This is a genomic window from Hymenobacter cyanobacteriorum (genome assembly GCF_022631375.1).
GTDB classification, from domain to species: domain Bacteria; phylum Bacteroidota; class Bacteroidia; order Cytophagales; family Hymenobacteraceae; genus Hymenobacter; species Hymenobacter cyanobacteriorum.
Genome location: NZ_JALBGC010000002.1, coordinates 971,824 through 989,678, shown reverse-complemented (window position 1 = coordinate 989,678; position 17,855 = coordinate 971,824). Strand labels below are relative to the sequence as shown.

Annotated in this window: 13 protein-coding genes; 2 read left to right on the top strand and 11 right to left on the bottom strand. The window is 62.8% G+C overall.

Features of this window, described 5'->3' with window-relative positions:
• Positions 1 to 35: 35 nt before the first annotated feature.
• A complete protein-coding gene (locus tag MON38_RS09340) occupies positions 36 to 2,027 on the bottom strand; it encodes an AAA domain-containing protein (RefSeq protein ID WP_241935888.1) in 1,992 nt (663 codons plus the stop codon).
• A gap of 67 nt (positions 2,028 to 2,094) precedes the next feature.
• The gene (locus tag MON38_RS09335) at positions 2,095 to 2,469 is read right to left on the bottom strand and encodes a hypothetical protein (RefSeq protein WP_241935887.1); all 375 of its coding nucleotides are present in this window, start codon (positions 2,467 to 2,469) and stop codon (positions 2,095 to 2,097) included.
• Positions 2,470 to 2,688: 219 nt separating this feature from the next.
• On the opposite strand from MON38_RS09335, the gene MON38_RS09330 reads away from it, so the two are divergent.
• Both MON38_RS09330 and MON38_RS09325 read left to right on the top strand, forming a co-directional pair.
• Positions 2,689 to 4,251, top strand: coding sequence for an FAD-dependent oxidoreductase (locus MON38_RS09330; protein WP_241935886.1), 1,563 nt, complete (start codon positions 2,689 to 2,691; stop codon positions 4,249 to 4,251).
• Between the two features lie 78 nt (positions 4,252 to 4,329).
• On the top strand, positions 4,330 to 5,475 hold the full coding sequence (locus tag MON38_RS09325; RefSeq protein ID WP_241935885.1) for a major royal jelly family protein: 1,146 nt from the start codon (positions 4,330 to 4,332) through the stop codon (positions 5,473 to 5,475).
• Between the two features lie 132 nt (positions 5,476 to 5,607).
• Here MON38_RS09325 and MON38_RS09320 read toward each other — a convergent pair whose 3' ends face one another.
• From MON38_RS09320 to MON38_RS09280, 9 genes are all read right to left on the bottom strand, one after another.
• The gene (locus MON38_RS09320) at positions 5,608 to 6,726 is read right to left on the bottom strand and encodes a VWA domain-containing protein (protein WP_241935884.1); all 1,119 of its coding nucleotides are present in this window, start codon (positions 6,724 to 6,726) and stop codon (positions 5,608 to 5,610) included.
• A gap of 38 nt (positions 6,727 to 6,764) precedes the next feature.
• A complete protein-coding gene (locus MON38_RS09315; RefSeq protein ID WP_241935883.1) occupies positions 6,765 to 7,307 on the bottom strand; it encodes a CbrC family protein in 543 nt (180 codons plus the stop codon).
• A 22-nt stretch (positions 7,308 to 7,329) separates the two neighbouring features.
• Positions 7,330 to 9,657 (bottom strand): DUF5682 family protein, encoded by a 2,328-nt coding sequence (locus MON38_RS09310; protein ID WP_241935882.1) that lies wholly within the window; start codon positions 9,655 to 9,657, stop codon positions 7,330 to 7,332.
• A 60-nt stretch (positions 9,658 to 9,717) separates the two neighbouring features.
• Positions 9,718 to 10,623, bottom strand: a complete 906-nt coding sequence (locus tag MON38_RS09305) for an NAD(P)/FAD-dependent oxidoreductase (protein WP_241935881.1) — start codon at positions 10,621 to 10,623, stop codon at positions 9,718 to 9,720.
• Between the two features lie 289 nt (positions 10,624 to 10,912).
• Positions 10,913 to 12,289, bottom strand: a complete 1,377-nt coding sequence (locus tag MON38_RS09300) for a YopA family protein (RefSeq protein WP_241935880.1) — start codon at positions 12,287 to 12,289, stop codon at positions 10,913 to 10,915.
• A gap of 34 nt (positions 12,290 to 12,323) precedes the next feature.
• The gene (locus MON38_RS09295) at positions 12,324 to 13,412 is read right to left on the bottom strand and encodes an ATP-binding protein (RefSeq protein WP_241935879.1); all 1,089 of its coding nucleotides are present in this window, start codon (positions 13,410 to 13,412) and stop codon (positions 12,324 to 12,326) included.
• 146 nt (positions 13,413 to 13,558) lie between these two features.
• A complete protein-coding gene (locus MON38_RS09290; RefSeq protein ID WP_241935878.1) occupies positions 13,559 to 16,708 on the bottom strand; it encodes a DUF5691 domain-containing protein in 3,150 nt (1,049 codons plus the stop codon).
• Positions 16,709 to 16,883: 175 nt separating this feature from the next.
• Positions 16,884 to 17,243, bottom strand: coding sequence for an Imm51 family immunity protein (locus tag MON38_RS09285; RefSeq protein ID WP_241935877.1), 360 nt, complete (start codon positions 17,241 to 17,243; stop codon positions 16,884 to 16,886).
• 15 nt (positions 17,244 to 17,258) lie between these two features.
• A complete protein-coding gene (locus MON38_RS09280; RefSeq protein WP_241935876.1) occupies positions 17,259 to 17,804 on the bottom strand; it encodes a hypothetical protein in 546 nt (181 codons plus the stop codon).
• Between the last annotated feature and the right edge of the window lie 51 nt (positions 17,805 to 17,855).

Below are 17,855 nucleotides of genomic sequence, written 5' to 3'. Positions count from 1 at the left end.
TGCTGAAAGCCTTTTTTATGTGCGTGCCTGAGTGCTTAATCCTGCAACTCCCACGCGGTGCGGTAGCCGCCAATCTGCTCCACATACTCAATCAGCGCCTTGAAAAACGGGTGGGCGCTGAGCGTCGAAGAATCGCCAACGAGCAGCAGTTTCTTGCGGGCGCGCGTCATGCCCACGTTCATGCGGCGGATGTCCGAAAGGAAGCCGATTTCGCCGTGGTTGTTGCTGCGGGTGAGGGTGATGGCGATAATGTCGCGCTCCTGGCCTTGGAACGAGTCTACCGTGCCGACGCTGAGCTGGCGGTGCAGCATGAAGCCGCTGAGCTCGTCGTTTTCCTCGATGGCGTCCTTCAAATAGTTGATTTGGGCGCGGTAGGGGGCAATTACGCCGATGCTGAGCGGGTCTTCCTCGTGGTCGGCGGGGTCATAGGGCTCCAGCAGCTGGGCGAGGCGCTTGAGCAACAAGTCCGCTTCTTCGGGGTTGGCGGTGGAGCGGCTTTCGGGGATGGTGATTTCCTGGAAGCCGAAGCCGGCCGTGTCGAGGAATTCCACGGGCAGGTCGGGGGCGAAGCGCAGGTCGTAGGCATCGAGGCCGGCGTGGGCCACGGTTTCATAGGCTACTAGCTTGCCGTCGTAGAACTGGTCGGAGCTGAACTGCATGATTTGCTCGTGCATACGGTACTGCACCGTGAGCATCCGGGCCGTGCCGGGCTGGCGCTTGATGGCTTTCTCGAACAGCGTTTCGCGCAGCGCGCCGGCCTTGTCGCTCTTCACCGTGGGCGGCAGTTGGTGGTGGTCGCCGGCCAGAATCACGCGCTGGCCCTTGGCAATCGGAATCCAGCAGCCGGGTTCCAGGGCCTGGGCGGCTTCATCAATAAAGACCGTTTCGTAGGTGAGGTGGCGGATATTGCGGTTGCTGGCGCCCACCAGCGTGCACGTTATCACCTGCACCGATTCGAGCAAATCCTCGGTGATGTAACGTTCCAAATCGTCGGCCTGCTGGAACAGCATGCGCGCTTCTTCCTTCAGCATTCGGCGCTGCTGCTGCTCTTCGTAGCCGAAGTTGCGGACGTGCTTGCTGGCGGTTTCGCGGTACTGGTCGGCCGTCTGGCGCATCGAGCGCATCTCGTTGTAGCTCTTGTGGTTCATCACCTGGGCATCCAAGGTGTGCTCCAACAGCAGGTCCGAAACCCGCGACGGGTTGCCCATGCGAATGACGTTCACGCCGCGCTCAGCCAGCTTTTCGGTGAGCAAATCGACGGCCGTGTTGCTGGGCGCGCACACCAGCACGCGCCGCTCGCGCCGGATGGTTTCCAGGATGGCCTGCACCAGCGTGGTGGTTTTGCCGGTGCCGGGCGGACCGTGGATGATGGCCACATCCTTGGCCGCCAGCACGTGGCGCACGGCAGCCAGCTGCGAATCGTTGAGCGGGCTGGGGTAGAAGAGGTCGGTGGCTTTCTCCTCGCGGAAACGGGCTTCCTTCGCGCCCAGCAGGATGTCGCGCAGCTCGGCCAGGCGGTCGCCGTAGGCGCCCATCACCTTGCCCAAGGCGTAGTCCATCTCGCGGTAGCTCACCTCATCAAACGTGAGGTCGATGCCCATTTTGTGGCCTTCGGTCACCCAGTCGGGCAGGTCTTCCTTGGTGGTGGCGAGCAGCAGCTTGTTGCGCCGCACGCTGGTGATAACGCCGTTGAGGGTGGGCCGGTCGGTGGCGGCGCGGCCGGGCACGTTGCCAAACAGGGCGGCGTTCTTGCCCACTTGAAACAGGTGCAGGCCCTGCTGCCCGGCGGGCCGCTCCAGCTCCAGCACCACCTTGCCGCCGAAGCCAATGTCTTCCTGCGTGATGGTGACGGGGTACCAGGTGAGGCCGCGCTGCTGGCGCTCCTGAATGCTGGCCTTGGCGTTTTTGAGCTTGAATTGCACCAGGTCTTCCTGCTGCTCCAGCTTCATGAGCGCCTGCACCTGGCGGAGCTCTTTTTCGATGGCGTAGGGGTCGACGGGGGCGAAAGTGGGGGTGGTGTCGGACAAAAGGGAGGGGAGTTGATTCGTGTATTGAGTACGAACAACCAATAACAAGTGACAATTTATTTAATTCCTAACGCCAGTGCGGTAATATCCGACAGAGCGTCTCAGCAAATTCTTGCGTCAGTTCAGCAGTTGGAGGACTGGCTTGGTGCTCTTTAATCAAGCGAATAGCCGCAAGACTAATGCACTGTTTTACGCGAAAGTTTTCGATGTATTTCGCCTTTATAATAGCCTTTATGGGCCGGTTTGATTTACGATGATGCCCAATCACGACCACAGATTCGCACATGCCTCCAAAATAATCGATAATGTACACCTTAGCTCCTGGCCGGAAATGCTTGGTGCCCGTGCGTATTTCTTCGCCGCCGGGACCGTATGGTCGCTCAGTAACAATATTGCCGACAGCAGTGCAGTAAGATTCTTGAGGAGTTGCGGGTTCCGTCATTGCCTACAGGTTCTTAAGCCGCCGCTAGCAGCATTTCAGGCGCAATAGTTTGCGTGCTAACCTAACGATTGCCGGGCAAAGGTCGGGCGCGGGGCATAAACTCTGGAGTTAATTCTGCCTTGAGAAGCCGCTGGCCCACCAAGCCCGGCAGCAGCACCAAAAAGCTCTGCGGGCCGTATGAGAAGCACTTCTTCACCGGCTCATACCTCCCGAAACCTCATGGCTGCTCCCGCCACCCCGCCCCTCACCGGCCCCGATTTTGTGACCGACGGTTTCGCCCTCAGCGACATGGCCGATGGCGCGATGACCACCGGCCACGCTCACGGCGAGCCCGTGCTGCTGGTCCGGCGCGGCGACGAAATCTTCGCCATCACGGCCAAATGCAGCCATTTGGGCGCGCCGCTGGGGCAGGGCCTGCTCGTGGGCGATACCGTGCGCTGCCCCTGGCACCACGCCTGTTTCAGCCTGCGCACCGGTGAAGCCCTGCGTGCCCCAGCCCTCGACCCGCTGCCCTGCTGGCCGGTGGAGCAGCGCGACGGTCGGATTTACGTGGGCGCGAAGCAGGCCCGCGACCCGCTGGCGCCCGTGGCAACAGCGGAAACCCCGGCGCACCCGGCCGCCGTGGTCATCATCGGAGCGGGCGCGGCGGGCAGCGCGGCGGCCGAAATGCTGCGCCGCGAAGGCTACGAGGGGCGCATTGTGCTGCTCGACGGCGAATCGGAAGCGCCCTACGACCGCACCATGCTCTCGAAAAGCTTCCCGGCCGATGAGAAGAAGCCGGTGGCCCTGCGGCCGGCGGGCTTCTATGCCGAACATAAAATTGAGGTAGTGAAGGGCGAAGTAGCATCCATCGACGTGCCCAACCGGCGCGTGCTGCTGGCCGACGGCACGGCCCACGCCTACGATGCGCTGCTGCTGGCCACCGGCGCGGAGCCGATACCGCTCGACATTCCGGGGCACGACCTGCCGCACGTGCACAAGCTCCGCTCGCTGGCCGACCACCGCGCCATTGTGGCCGGGGCCAAAGGCGCAAAGCGGGCCGTGGTTATCGGGGCAAGCTTTATCGGGCTCGAAGTGGCAGCCGCCCTGCGCGGGCTGAACATAGAAGTGCACGTAGTGGCGCCCGATAAACTGCCCCTGGCCAAAGTGCTGGGGCCGGAACTGGGCGAAATCGTGCGGAAGCTGCACGAGGACAAGGGCGTGGTTTTTCATCTGGGGCAAAAAGCGGAGCGCATCGAAGAAGGCGTGGTGGTGCTGGAAAACGGCGAACGCCTGCCCGCCGATTTGGTGGTGGCCGGCATCGGCGTACGGCCCCGGCTGGCGCTGGCCGAGGCTGCCGGCCTGGCAATTGATAAGGGTGTAACGGTTAACGAATACCTCGAAACCAGCGCGCCCGGCATCTTCGCGGCGGGCGACATTGCCCGCTGGCCCGACCCGCACTCCGGCCAGCATATTCGCGTCGAGCACTGGGTGGTGGCCCAGCGCCAGGGCCAGACGGCCGCCCGCAACATGCTGGGCCAGCGCGAGAAGTTCGACGCCGTACCCTTCTTCTGGAGCAAGCACTACGACTTCTCGATTCGCTATGTGGGCCACGCCGAGAAGTGGGACGAGGCCGTGGTGAGCTGGGATTTAGCCAAGAAGGAATTTTCGATTGCTTACCAGTCCGGCGGCAAAACCCTGGCCGTGGCCAGCGTGAAGCGCGACCTCGAAAATCTGCAAGCCGAAGTAGCGCTGGAAGCGGATGACGAAAAGGCGCTGGGCCGCCTGCTGGCCGGCCGCTAAACCCCAAAAAACAGGCCCCACCGGCAACCTGCGGCCAATGCCGCTGCGTAAAGCCCGCAGACCTCAATCCCGACATCTATGCTTTCTTTTCGTTCGTTGCGCTTATTTCCCGCCGGCCTGCTGCTGGCCGCCTGTTCGGGTGGCTCGGGCACCGAAAAAGCCGTGGGGGTGGCCCTGCCGCCTAAAGTGCCTACCTCCGCTTCGGCCACCCAGCTCACGCTCGTGGCCACCTCTGACACCATCTGGAACGGAGTGGCCGTGGCCGACGATGGCCGCACTTTCGTGCTTTTTCCGCACAACGAAGGCGACCCCGGCACCCGCATCGGCGAGCTGAAAGATGGCAAAGTGACGCCCTGGCCCAACCGCACCTGGAATAATTGGAAAAAGCCCGGCGACCCCGCCAAACTGGCTTTCGTGCGGGCCAATTCCCTGCGTTTCGGCCCCGATGGCTACCTCTGGATAGTAGACACCGGCACGCCCAAAAGCGACGCTCCGCCCGTGAAGGACGGCCCGAAGCTGCTGGCCTTCGACATCAGCACAAGCCAGCTCGTGAAGTCCATCGACCTCTACAAATTCACCAAGCGCAAGAGCTTCGTGGATGACCTGCGCTTCCACGGCGACCAGATTTATGTGACCGATGCCGGCGAGCCCGGCCTCATCGTGCTCAGCCAGAAAACCGGCCAGGGCCGCCGCCTGCTCGACGACGACAGCACCACCACCGCCCGCCGCCCCATGCTGGGCGAAAGAAAAATCATGCTCAAGCCCAACGGCGACAAAGTAGCCCTGCACGCCGACCAGATGGAGGTATCGCCCGACGGCAAGTTATACTACTTCCAGACCGCCGCCGGCCCCATGTACCGCGTCGAAACCCGCTACCTCGACGACCCCAACATCAGCTCCGCCGACCTTGGCAAGAAAGTCACATATTTCTTCAACTCGCCCACCTGCGGCGGCACCGCCATCGACGCCGACGGCAACCTCTACGTGTGCGACGCTAACGAGAAGCGCATCCTGAAGGTGACGCCCGCCGGCCAAAGCAGCGTACTGGTGCAGGACCCGCGCCTCATTTGGGCCGATGCCCTGTGGATTGACCACGCCGGGGCCCTCTGGATTCCGGTGCCCCAGATGAACCGCACCGCCGGCTTCCAGCGCGGCCTGGAAACGGTGAAATTCCCGGTCGAGCTGCTGAAAATGGAGCTGGGCCTGAAGCCTTTGCGGGATTGATTAAGAGAAATATGACCGTCATGCAGAGCGCAGCGAAGCATCTTGCCCGCCACCAGTAATCAATTTGATTGCGTTGAGCGGTAAAGATGCTTCGCTGCGCTCTGCATGACGGTCTTTTCGTTTCCCGATTGATTACAGCACCTCCAGCTTCTGCCCCTGAATGGCCCGGGCCATCAGTTCCGGAAACTTCGCCGGCGTGCAGGCGAAGCTGGGAATCTCCAGCGCCGCCAGCTGCTCGGCCACGCGCCGGTCGAAGCTAGGGGCGCCGTCGTCGCTCAGGGCCAGCAGCACCACGAGGTTCACGCCGGCGGCTTTGAGGGCGGCGGCGCGCTTTATCATTTCCTTCTCATTGCCGCCTTCGTACAGGTCGGTGATGAGGACGAGGATGGTATCGGTGGGGCGCGTGATGAGCTGTTGGCAGTAGCTCAGGGCCAGATTGATATCAGTGCCGCCGCCCAGCTGCACGCCGAAAAGCAAATCCACCGGGTCGTGCAGGTTCTCGCTCAGGTTCACCACGGCGGTGTCGAACACCACCATGTGGGTTTTCACCGCTTTCAGCGACGCCAGCACCGCTCCGAATACGCCCGCATACACCACCGACGAGGCCATTGAGCCGCTCTGGTCTACGCAGAGCACGATTTCCTTCAGTGCCTGCCCGCGCCGCCCGAAACCCACCAGCCGCTCGGGAATAATGGTTTTGTGCGCGGCCTGGTAGTGTTTGAGGTTGGCCTTGATGGTGGCGCCCCAGTCGATTTCGTGGTAGCGCGGGCGCGGGTTGCGCACGGCCCGGCTCAGGGCGCCCTGCACGGCCTGGCGCAGCGGGTTGCTGAGCTTCTTCTCCAGCTCGCGCACCACTTTGGTGATGACCTCGCGGGCGGTGGCTTTGGCCTTCTGCGGCATCACCCGGCTTAAGGACATAAGTGTGCCCACCAAATGCACGTCGGCCTGCACTGTGCGCAGGATTTCGGGCTCCAGCAGCAGCTGGTTGAGGCCCAGGCGCGTCATGGCGTCCTGCTGCATGATGGCCACCACTTCGGTCGGGAAATACTCCCGAATGTCGCCCAGCCAGCGGCTCACGCGGGGCGCCGAGCCGCCCAGGCCGGCCTTGCGCTCGGCCTTGTCGCCGTCGTAAAGGGCCGTGAGCACGTCGTCCATGCGGCCGTAGTCGGGCGGCATCGGGACCGAATTGGCGGCATCGGCGGCACTGCCGAGCACGAGTTTCCAGCGGGTGGTGGTGGTAGGAGTGGGCATAGATTAATGTTATCCAGCAGGCAGCGGCGAATCGAAAATTAATTGGCATCAACGTGCAGGCGGTGCTGGCCGCAGTGCTGGCACCGGAATAAATACCCCGTCATGTCGCCGTCCTTGTGCATGTAGTCCCGTATGTTCTCCTTGCCCCAGCCGCTGGCCACCGCGTCGGCCTCCACTTCTGCCCAGATAGTAGCCAATTCCGCGCCTCCGGCATAGCCCAGGAATATGCAGGCCTCGCCGCAATGCCCCAGCCAGACGTCGCCTTGCCAGGAGGCGTAGCCCGGGGTTCGGCTGCTCACCTGTTCCATCGATGCCGGCGACATTGCCAAGCCAGTTTCAGCCGCTGGGTCAGGGTTTAGCCCTTCAAAATCCGATACAAACGAGCCTCCGTATTTATCGGCCGCGCTGCCATCGGCAATGCACCAGGGGCACAGCTGCTTCACCGTGGCCGCCGTGTAGAGGTTACCCGTGTAGCGAAACGCCCGCGCCTTTCCGCAACATTGGCAGGTGATGGCTTCTTGCGCGATGATGCCCAGGGCGTAGGCATTGGGACTATAGAAAAAGGTGGGTGGCGTTTCCATTCAGTATATATTCTAGGTTTCATTACACCCCCAGCAACTCGCGCAGACCCGGCAACACCCGCGCCCCGCGCTCCCAGTCAAAATCCTCCGTTTCTGGTGCCACGGCCGCGCCCGCATCCGTACTCGCGATTTCCAGAATCTGCCGCCGCTCGGGAAGCGAAAAATCGGTGAAGGCGCGGCGTAACAGGGGCACGATTTCGCGAAAGGTTTCTTCGTTCAGGTCGCTCAGCCAGTGGTCGAGCAGGTCGAATAGTTCGCGGTGGTGAATGAGCAGCAGGCCGCTGCCGCGCAGGAAGCCCTCAATCCAGGCTGTGGCGTAGTCGGTGGGCTGGGCGGGGGCCAGGGCCAGGCCGAGGGCCGTGGCGGTGGCGTCCGGGCCGGCTTGCTGGGCGTCGAAGAGCAAGCGGGTGGCCGTGCCGGCCAGTAGGCCGTTGGTGGCTGCGTTGCGCTGCACGGCGGCCAGGGCGGCGTACCAGTCGGCTTCGTGCGCGTCGTTTTGCAGCAGGCGAATGGCCTGGTGGGTGGCTTCGATGCGCTCCAGCAGGGCCTTGGCGGCGTCGTAATCCAGCCCCGCGCAGGCGGCGGGCAGGCCGATGCACAGGCGCGGCACCAGCTGCTGCACCACCTGGGCCACTTGGGCGGTGTCGGTGCGGCGCACGTTGCCGTAGCGCAGTACCTGGGCCAGCGGAGGCAGGGCGGCCAGCAGGTGGGTCACGTCGCGCGTGTCGGCCCCGATGGTTTCGAGCCGGGCTACCAGCGCCGGAATGGCCGGGCCCAGGTCGGCGCGCAGGGCCTCTTCCAGCAGCGTGCTCACGGCTTCGAGGGTGCTGGCTTCGGCGGCGCGGGCGGTGGCGCGGGCGGCGGCGGCAGTAAGGACGGTGTTGCCCCAGCGGCCGGCTTCAATTACGGCCAGGGCCATTTCGGGTTCCCATTCCAGCGTCCAGAGTTCGTGGAAGGTGCCGCTTTTGCCCGATACTTCCTCCGGCTCGCCCCAGTTAATATCGAGCAGGCGCAGGCGGTGCAGCAGGTGGCTACGCTCCAGCTGGGCGGGCTGGCGCAGGTCGAGGTCGAGCGGTTTCGAAATTGCTTCGGGCTTGAGGCGGAGGGTTTTTTGCTGCTGGGCCAGGTCCTGCTGCAAGGGCGTGGCAGGCAGGCCGGCGGGCACCTCGCCCAGCTTCACGCCAATCACCAGCTCCTTGTGCACCAGCGCCAGCGGCTCGGCGTAGCCCCCGCCCAGAATGGCCACGGCGGCTTCCTGCAGCTCATCGATGCCCGGCAGGGCCAGGCTGCGCACGCTGGCCAAGGTGGCGGCCAGCCGCACGCCCTCAATGGCGTGGGCCGAGGAGGCGTCCACGTCCTGCCCGCGCAGCAGGCGGGTGGCGCGCACCATCCAGTGCGTCAGCACTTCGGCCCGCGGCTGGGCAAACAGCAACTCGTACCAGGCCGGCGAGAGCACGCCCGCCCCATAGCCGGAGCTGAACGACAGCCGCTCGTAAGTCCACGGAATCCAGGTGGTTTCGGTGGCGACTTTTTTCAGGCCTTTCAGCCGGGCTTTGTCCTCTTTTTTGAATAGGTCGGGCTGCAAAACCGGCGCGTGCCAGGCCCCGCACACCACCGCCACGCGCGGGTAGCCCTGGGCCAGGGTGGCGCGCAGGGCTTCGCGCATGAAAGCTTCCCGCAACAGGGTTTCCTCGGTTTCGGGGCGGCGCAGCTCCTCGCGCAGGGCCGTCATCAAATCCAGCACCACGGCGAAGGTGTCGGCGTTGCCGGGCGCGTGTTCGAGGTGGGTTTCCCACCACTGCTCGGAATCGGTGTAGCCGGCCAGCCGGGCGATGTAGGCGACGGGGTCGACCTCCGCGTCAACCTCACCCCCCCGGCCCCCCTCTCCGGCGGAGAGGGGGGAGCCTGACGATTCCTTAATAAGTATTTCTTCTGAACTCGCGTCTGACTCCCCCTCTCCACGGGAGAGGGGGCCGGGGGGTGAGGTTGACGCGGAGGGCGTCAGCTCCGCCACCGCATCCCGCATCCCAAACCGCAACGACATCGGCAAATCCATGCATCGCACATGCGCTCCATTCCGGGCGCACCACTGCACCGCCTGCCACTCGGGCGAAAACTCCGCAAATGGCAGAAATGAAGCCTGCCCTTGCTGCTTCGGGTTGTAAACGAGCAGGGCCACGGGCGGCACCAGCTCCGGATTGGTGGCCGTGGCCAGGGCCGCTTCGGCATCGGCGGGGCACTCCAGCAGCACAATGTCGGGCCGGAAGGCTTCGAGGGCGGCCACGAGGCTGGCGGCGCTGCCGGGGCCGTGGTGGCGGATGCCGAACAGGCGGAGGTCAGGGGTGGGCATGGGGAAAGGGTTGGGCAGGGCCTGCAAATGAACAACACCCCGCCCAACCCGCGCCGCGCCTTACTCGAAATTCTCTTCGATTAGCTCCATATTGATTAGGGCGCCCGCCTTGCCACCAGCGGCCACAGCCGCCGAAACGGCCCGGAAGGGTGTGGTGGCATCGCCGGCCGCGAACACGCCCGCCACGCTCGTGCGCTGGAAATCATCGACCTGCACGTGGCCCATGTCGGTGAGCGCGCAGCCCAGCTGCCGGGCCAGGGTGCCGGCCTGCTCAAAGGGCACGCGGGCAAACACCGCGTCGAGCGGGCGGGCGGTGCCATCGGCTAGCTGCACGGCCTGTAGCTGGCCCTGGACGTGAGCAATACCGGCCAGCGGCGTTTCCTCAATGGCGACGCCGTGGCGGGCCAGCGTCTGCTGCTGGTCGGCCGTGAGGGTGGAAGGGCCGTCGGTGAACAGGGTGAGCTGCCGCGACCAGTTATGGATGAGGCGGGCGAAAGCGAAGCCCATGTCGCCGTTGCCGATGACGCCCAAGCGCTGGTCGGCCACCTCGTAGCCGTGGCAGTAGGGGCAGTGCAGCACCGAAATGCCCCAGCACTCGGCAAAGCCGGGCAGAGCGGGCAGCAGGTCAACCACGCCCGTGGCGAGCAGCAGCTTTTGGGCCGTGAGGCTGGACCCGGCGGCGGTATCGACGCGGAACCCGCCGCCGGGGAGGGCGGTGGCGGTCAGGGCCTCATCGGCCCGCAGCTCGATGGTGGGGTAGTGCTGCACCTCGGCCTGGGCCTGGGCGCGCAGGGCGGCCGGTGTGGCCCCGTCCTGGGTGAGGAAGTTGTGGGAGTGGGGCGTCTGGCGGTTGCAGGGCCGGCCGGTATCGAGGAGGAGCACGCGGCGGCGGGAGCGGCCCAGGGCCATTGCGGCGGAGAGGCCGGCGTAGCTGCCGCCGATGATAATGGCGTCGAATTTTTGCATGAAAAGGGAGGGGGAAAGCAGCCGCGCCACCGGCGGGCCATCGGGGCGGACGCGGGTGGCCGGCTTCCCTTACCAGATTCTTGGGCCGCTAGCGCCGACACAGTACTGCCTCCGGCAGATATTCTACTGGCGCTAAAAGTATCCTACTAGCGGCCGAAGATATCCTGCTTCCTATAAAAGATATCCTACTGGCACCCGCCGATATGCTGCTGGACCTGGAATATATCCTGCTGACGCTTGAAGATATCCTAGTGGCGGGGGTGGAATCGGGGCGGGCGGTTGCTCAGCATTACAGTGAGTATTCATTGAACACCATCCAAGGAACCATTTCTTCACCTTCTCCTAGCCACTCAGCTCCTGAGCATCTGTTATAGTAGTTGCCTTTGAAGTTTAGTATGTAAAGCATGCTAAGTTCGATATACCAGAGGCTCAATTGAAGGGCCTCATACTGTGCTTTGGAGGATATTTGAGCTAATTTATCTCTCTTGCTTTTCTGCGAGTGAACAATAGCATTTCTTATTTGAACAAAGGCTTCTGGTGCATCATTCACCTCTTTATTAGATTCTACAAATCCTTGGAGATGTTTAAAAGACAATGGGACTTCATGGTTTGTATGTAGTTGAGATATAAGCAGACGTATTTTGTTCGAGGCTGATATTGTTTCCGCATCTTTGCCTGCCAAAATCGCTTTCTTTTCAATAATTAGCCAGTTGTAAATTAGCTCAAGTGCTGTTTGAGCAAGAATTATAGAGCCTTCAACGTGTGCAGAGAGGCTGTTTGCTTCTACATACCAATGTATTACAAGCTTAAGAAATTTTCGGTCACTTTCTGACTTCCATATTTTGTAAAAATTTTGTAAAGATGAGTTTAAATGGTCTGTAGATATTTGAACTGGCCAACTTGTTACACGTTTATAGCTATCTACATTGTAATTAGTAAAATCACTCCATATAACTTGGTTTTCATAAATGCCGTGTTTAAATATTGCAGAACATCTTCTGCCGTTAATTAATGATAGAAAGTTCGAAAAGCAATGGAATAAATCTGATGCTTCATTAAATGTTATGCCATTTTTCTTGGGAATTAAGCTGCCATTGTAAAGAATTGCATAGCCTCCTTTTGACTGTAATAGTTTAAGGATTGTGTCATGATTAAAAGATTTGTCAAGTAAAATCGTAAAATCAGGTGTGTCAAATTCAATTCGACCAAAAGAAACAGTATGCTCACCAGTGTCTGTTCCTTTAATTGGTGACCCATGAAAGTCCCTCATGTTAGCCACAGAGAATAAAACCTCATTGACAATGATGCTACGGTCGCCTCGAACTGAAATTGATTCGGAAATGCCCTCTAAAACAGTTTGGGAGCCAATACTGATAGACGTAAACCTGCATTGGCTGAATAATAAATTATCAATCATTAAATTAAATTTAATGCCTTTCTGAAAAAGCTTCAGTTTAATGACTTCTTCATTTCTATCATTGTTCTCAAATGAGGCAATGCCCGAAAAGCGTGCATTTGCGATAGGAAACCAATTGTAATTGATTTCTCCATTCATCACAATTTGGTCATCACCGTAGACTAGAATGAACTCACCCTTATGTATCAATAATGATTGGTTCGGTTCAGACATTAAGGAGAGAGACTTAACTCTATCTGGAATATTCATGATTTGGATGAGCTAGAGAATATTACGGCAACAACTACTCCACCACCTCCCGGCACGCCCGGTACAAATCCTTCCAGCCCTCGCGCTCCTTCACCACCGTTTCTAAATACTCCAGCCAGACCACGCGGTCGGGGGCGGGGTCTTTGATGACGGCGCCGGTGAGGCCGGCGGCCAGGTCGTGGGCGCGCAGGGTGCCGTCGCCGAAGTAGGCGGCCAGGGCCAGGCCGGAGTTCATCACGGATATGGCCTCGCCGGTGCTTAGGGTGCCGCTGGGCGACTTGAGCTTGGTTTTGCCGTTGTCGGTCACGCCCTGGCGCAGCTCGCGGAAGATGGTGACGAGGCGGCTGATTTGCTCCAACGCGGGGGCCTCCACGGGCAGCTGCAGGGCCTGGCCCTGCTTGGCCACGCGGGTTTGGACGATGTGGACTTCCTCGGTCAGGGTGGCGGGCAGGGGCAGCACCACGGCGTTGAAGCGGCGGCGCAGGGCGCTGCTCAGCTCGTTCACGCCCCGGTCCCGGTCGTTGGCCGTGGCGATGACGTTGAAGCCCTGCCGGGCCTGGATTTCGGTGCTCAGCTCGGGGATGGGCAGCACCTTTTCGGAGAGCATGGTGAGCAGGGTGTCCTGCACATCGGAGGGGATGCGGGTGAGCTCTTCGATGCGGACGAGCTGGCCGGTTTCCATGCCTTTGTAGAGCGGGCTGGGCACGAGGGCGGCCAGCGAAGGGCCTTCGGCGAGCAGGCGGGCGTAGTTCCAGGAGTAGCGCAGGCTGTCTTCGGCGGTGCCGGCGGTGCCCTGCACCAGCAGGTTGGTGTGCCCGCTGATGGCGGCCGTGAGGTGCTCGCTCACCCAGCTTTTGGCCGTGCCGGGCACGCCGAGCAGCAGCAGGGCGCGGTCGGTGGCGAGGGTAGCCACGGCAATTTCCATCAGCCGCCGCTGGCCGATGTACTTGGGCTCGATGTCGAAGCCGTTATCGAGCTTGCCACCCAGCAGGTACGTCACCACCGCCCACGGCGAAAGGTGCCAGCCGGGTGGCTTGGGGCGGGCCTGGTCGGTGGCTTTGAGAGCGGCGAGTTCTTCGGCGTACAGGTCTTCGGCGTGGGGGCGGAGCAGGGTGGGCGTCATGGGGACAGTGGAGGTGTGGAGAGGATTCAAAAGAACGTCATGCAGAGCGCTGCGAAGCATCTCGCGGGCTTTAGCTAATTCTGCCGATTGGTTTACTATAGCCCGCGAGATGCTGCGCTCTGCATGACGGTCTTTTATCTTGACTGCTATTCGTTCAGCGACGATTCCAAACCGGCCTGGAAGCGCAGGGTATCGACAAACGTATGGAGCTGGGGCTGAAAAACCGAGTGGGCCTGCTCGATGGCCTCGACCTGCTGAATGGCCCAGGCCGCATCAGCCGGCGCGAGGCTGGGGGCCACGGTTTGGGGCAGCAGCCAAGCCAGCTGGCGCAGGTTGTAGGGCGGCGCGTTGACTTCATAGAGTACGGCGGTTTTGGTGAGCTGGCGGGCAATGGTTTCGAGCACGGCGGCGCTGAGGGTGCGGGGCCAGGGCGCGGGCACGAAATCCAGGCCCAGGGTCCAGTCGTCCTGCTGGCGGCGCACCCGCTCGATGGTGGGTGCGAGCAGGAGGGCGCGCTGGTCGGCCGCGGGCAGCAGGGCGGCCAGCTGGCCCCAGGCGATGCCGCGGGCGCAATTGGCCTTGTCGAGGGCCGGCAGCTCCTCCTGCCACAGCTTCAGAAAGGCACTGGCGAAGGCGGCGTCGCGGTGCAGCAGGGTGCTGTGGGCCCAACCGGGCAGCAGCGGCAACGCCCATTCGGAGGCCAGCGCGGCAGCGAGCAGCTCGCCAGGCGTGAGGCCCAGGTGGTGAGTCCAGCGTCCGGGTGGCAGCAGCCCCACCAGGTTGCCGAGGCGGCCGGCGGCCGGGCCCTGTGTGGTTTGCAGGCCCACGGTGGTGCTGATGCGGTACTCGAAACGTCCGGTTATTTCTTCAATGCCATCGAGCAGCCAGGATTTATCCCAGGAGGTGGGCAGGGTGATATCGAGCGCGGGCTTGCCCAGGCCCAGCAGCTTGCGCTTGCTTGCGATGAGCGGCGCGGCCCGCGCCCACAGCCGCTCGGTAAGGGCCGCGCCGGGAATTTGCACCAGCAGCTCGGCCGCCCGCCGGCGCACGTCCTGGCCGCGCGCTCTGAGCAGGGCTTCGAGCGTGGGCTCGGCATCGGGGTGCAGGTGACGGGCGAGGATGTCGAGCAGGGATTCCTGCATTTTGGCCGGCTCGGTGGGCAACGCGGCTAGGAGCAGGGCGCGGGCCGCGTCAGGGGTCTGGGAAAAATGCTGCCTGAGCCAAGCCAGCCGCTGGGGCATCGTGCCGGTTTCCCAGGTGCCCGCGTCGGTTTCAGGTTGGCCAGTGGCTGCCATTTTATCAGCCAGATTTTTCCATTCGGGGTTAAGCTTCGCCAGCCAATGGCCCCGGCTGCCCAGCACCGGCCCCAGCGCTGCCCGCGTTTCGGCGGAGCGGGTGGCGTGGTGCAGGAGCGGCACCAGCAGAGCCGGCGGCACGCGCAGGTCGCGGCCAGCGAGGCGGGTGAGGTAGTCGGGCAGTAGCTCCAGGTGCAGGGAGTTGACGAGCATCTGGTGCAGGTGGCTGGTGCCCCTGGGGCCTACGACGGGCAGCAGTTCGGGCGGTGCAGGGGCGAGTTGCGGTACCGGCGAGGCGGCCGGTAAGTAACCGGCTTTCTGCATCAGGGCCAGTGTGCCGGCCGCTTGCAGAAGCCGTTGCTCCGGCGAATCGGGAGTGGGCAGGGAACTTGGGCCGGGTGGAGTTTCGCCACTTTGGCGGGTGCCGAGCAGGGCTACGCGCAGGAGCTGCGGCCCCGAAAACGCACCGGGCACCGCCGGGGCCGCCCCCTCCGCCTTAGCCGCAAACTCCGTCGGAGCAGCTGTGCCTGCCGGCGTATCCCGGCCGGCCGACTCACTTCTTGATGACAGAGCCGAAGAAGCAGTTGGTTCGGCTGCTGCCCAGTTGCCCAGCGGGCGAAAAGCCTGCCCGTCCCACTCGCCAAAGAGCGTGAGGGGCTGGCCTCCGCTTTCGGCCAGCAGCTGCCAGGGCATGTTTTCATCCACGAAGCGCAGCGGCAGCGTGTCGTTGTTCGTGGCATCTTGCAACAGCCAGCGACCATCCGGCAAGGGCGTGGGCTGCACCGGGGCGAGGGTAGCGGGCCACTCGCGTAGCCAGGGCTGGCGGGCCAGGGCGTTGGCATAATCATCCAGCAGTTGGCCGATGGACTGGCCCGTCGGCACGGCGCTGGCGGGCACCGTACCGTCAAATTTGACCTGAACCGGAGCCGCCCGCAGCGGCAGCAGACCGGGATAAAATGCCAGTTCGCCCTGGTAGGCGCCGTGCGGAATAAACGGCGTGCTGAACGGCTGTCCGCCGAAGGAAAATTCCAGCACCAGCGCCGTATAGCCACTTTCGCGGCCCAGCAGCCAGGTGCGGCGGGCCGTCAGGCGGTCCTCTTCCCAGCGGAACTGGCCCAGCACGCGCCAGGCATCGGCTACGGGCGCGGCGGTGGCGAGCAGGTCCTCTTTTTTCAGGTTGACGCCGACTTGCTGAAGAACCTCGGCGCGGGCATCGGGGCCGAGCGCAGGACGGTTGAGGAAAGCCCGGGTCAGCAAAAACAGCTCGCCCAAGCGGCCCAGCAGGCGCGGGGGCCAATCGGCGTGGGCGTGGCGCAGGGTGGCCAGCTCGCGCACGGTGGCGGCCAGGCCGGGCAGCTGGTTGTCGACCAGCCGGGCGGCCTGGCTTTCCCAGAAGTTCGCCGGCTGCTTGTCGAGTGTGGCCAAACCGGCGCGCATCAAATCTTCGAGCCAGGCTACCAGGTCTTCGGCTCCGGCGGTCATGCGGGCCAGGCGCTTGGGGTCAACGGCGGGCGTGGGCTGTGTGTGCAGCGCCGTTTCGGGGGTTTCGTCTGCAGTCGTTGCTTGCCCGACTAGCGCACCGCCAGGGCCTGGCTCATCGGCCTGCAACTCAACTGCGGCGGCAGCTTTAGCAGCTTTCGGAGCCGGTTTTTCGGCCTTTTTTTCCTGGGTCTGCTGGCGCTTTTCCAGCCATTCAGTCAGCCAGGCCGGGGGCGTAGTTCCAGCCAATAATTCCGGCTGGCGGGCCATGAGCAGCAGCAGGCCCGCGCCGTGCTTGCACGGAAACACGCGGCTGGGACAGCTGCACTTAAAGGCCGGTTCGGTCAGGTCGATGCCGGTGAGGTAGGGCTTGGAGCCGCTGCCAGCGCACTCGCCCCAAGCGGAGGTATCGGTGCGGCCCAGGTTGGCCCATTTGGCGGGTTTCAGCAGCTCCTGGCCCCGCTTGAGGGTGCCGGGGTCGGTGATGAGGGCGAGGGCCTGCGCTTCGGAATAAGAAATCATGCGGGGCGGGGTAGGCTCCAAATGTAGCAGGGAATCGGCTGGCTTAGACACCCCGAATACAGCTGTCATCCTGAGCCTGCGAAGGACCTTATCACGCTTGAGTCAGTTAATTAATCGCACTCGTTCTTGCTTGGTAAGTTCCTTCGCTGCGCTCAGGATGACAGACGGAGGCACCTCACGCAAAAAAGTCGCCCGGGTCGGCCTGCCCCAGGTACTTGCGCAACTGTTCCAACGAGCCAAAATACGGCCGCACGCAGGCCAGAAACCGCTCCGCAATGGCCGGGCTGGCAGCGTAGGCCACGAAGGCGCCGCTGCTTTCCGTAAATTCCAGCTCATCGAGCAGAGCAGGGCAATGCTCTTCCACAATGGTTTCGAGATGCTCGACCCAAGAGGCCGCCGTGCCGCCGAAGCCAAAGTGCTGAAACAGACGGTAGTAATCCTCCAGCCCGGCCACATCGGCAAAAACCAGCACCTCGTACTCGGGCGAAATGGGCGGCGGGGCGGGGGCGAGCTGAAACGGGAAGGTGTCTGACATCGCCCGAAAGTACGGCTAACGGCGTCGGCGCAGCGCCACCACCAGCCCCACGCACAGCACCGCCAGCCCGGCAATCAGCGCGTCGCGCACGAAATGGCCCTGCTTGGCTTCGGCCACTTCGGCTTCCAGGTCGCGCTGCTTGGCAATGTTCTGTTTTTCGCGTTGGCGCAGGTTTTCGGTTTCGTTGCTGAGTTCCGAGAGGCGCTGGGCGGTGAGGTTGCGGTCGTCGCGCGAGCTGGTTTCGAGGTGGGTGGTGGTGGCGGCCAGGCGGGCCGAGGTGGTGGTGGCCGCCTGGGCCGTTTGGTTGAGCACGTCCACAATCTGCTGGTCCTTGTCAACAATGCCCTGCAGGGCATCCACCACTTCCTGCAGGTCTTTCTTGGAGGGCTTGTTGCCGAACAGGCTGTGGCGCTGGGCGCTGGCGTCGCGGTAGCGGTCGGTGAGGGCTTTGCGCTCGGCCAGCAGGCCGGGCAGGCGCGAGTCGGGCCCCACGGCGGGCGCCTGGCCGCTGGCGGCTAAACTCAACAAAAGCCCGCCGCCAAGGTTTAGGGTCCAAAGCATTAAGCGACGCTGAACTTTGGGACGGCCAGCCGGCCCGGAAAAAATCGAAGT

Excerpts from the sequence above, each read along its gene's own strand:
- MON38_RS09325 (WP_241935885.1), top strand. The coding sequence starts at position 4,330 with ATGCTTTCTTTTCGTTCGTTGCGCTTATTTCCCGCCGGCCTGCTGCTG.
- MON38_RS09280 (WP_241935876.1), bottom strand. The coding sequence starts at position 17,804 with ATGCTTTGGACCCTAAACCTTGGCGGCGGGCTTTTGTTGAGTTTAGCC.
- MON38_RS09330 (WP_241935886.1), top strand. The coding sequence starts at position 2,689 with ATGGCTGCTCCCGCCACCCCGCCCCTCACCGGCCCCGATTTTGTGACC.
- MON38_RS09300 (WP_241935880.1), bottom strand. The coding sequence starts at position 12,289 with ATGAATATTCCAGATAGAGTTAAGTCTCTCTCCTTAATGTCTGAACCG.
- MON38_RS09305 (WP_241935881.1), bottom strand. The coding sequence starts at position 10,623 with ATGCAAAAATTCGACGCCATTATCATCGGCGGCAGCTACGCCGGCCTC.
- MON38_RS09310 (WP_241935882.1), bottom strand. The coding sequence starts at position 9,657 with ATGCCCACCCCTGACCTCCGCCTGTTCGGCATCCGCCACCACGGCCCC.
- MON38_RS09320 (WP_241935884.1), bottom strand. The coding sequence starts at position 6,726 with ATGCCCACTCCTACCACCACCACCCGCTGGAAACTCGTGCTCGGCAGT.
- MON38_RS09285 (WP_241935877.1), bottom strand. The coding sequence starts at position 17,243 with ATGTCAGACACCTTCCCGTTTCAGCTCGCCCCCGCCCCGCCGCCCATT.
- MON38_RS09335 (WP_241935887.1), bottom strand. The coding sequence starts at position 2,469 with ATGACGGAACCCGCAACTCCTCAAGAATCTTACTGCACTGCTGTCGGC.
- MON38_RS09295 (WP_241935879.1), bottom strand. The coding sequence starts at position 13,412 with ATGACGCCCACCCTGCTCCGCCCCCACGCCGAAGACCTGTACGCCGAA.
- MON38_RS09290 (WP_241935878.1), bottom strand. The coding sequence starts at position 16,708 with ATGATTTCTTATTCCGAAGCGCAGGCCCTCGCCCTCATCACCGACCCC.
- MON38_RS09315 (WP_241935883.1), bottom strand. The coding sequence starts at position 7,307 with ATGGAAACGCCACCCACCTTTTTCTATAGTCCCAATGCCTACGCCCTG.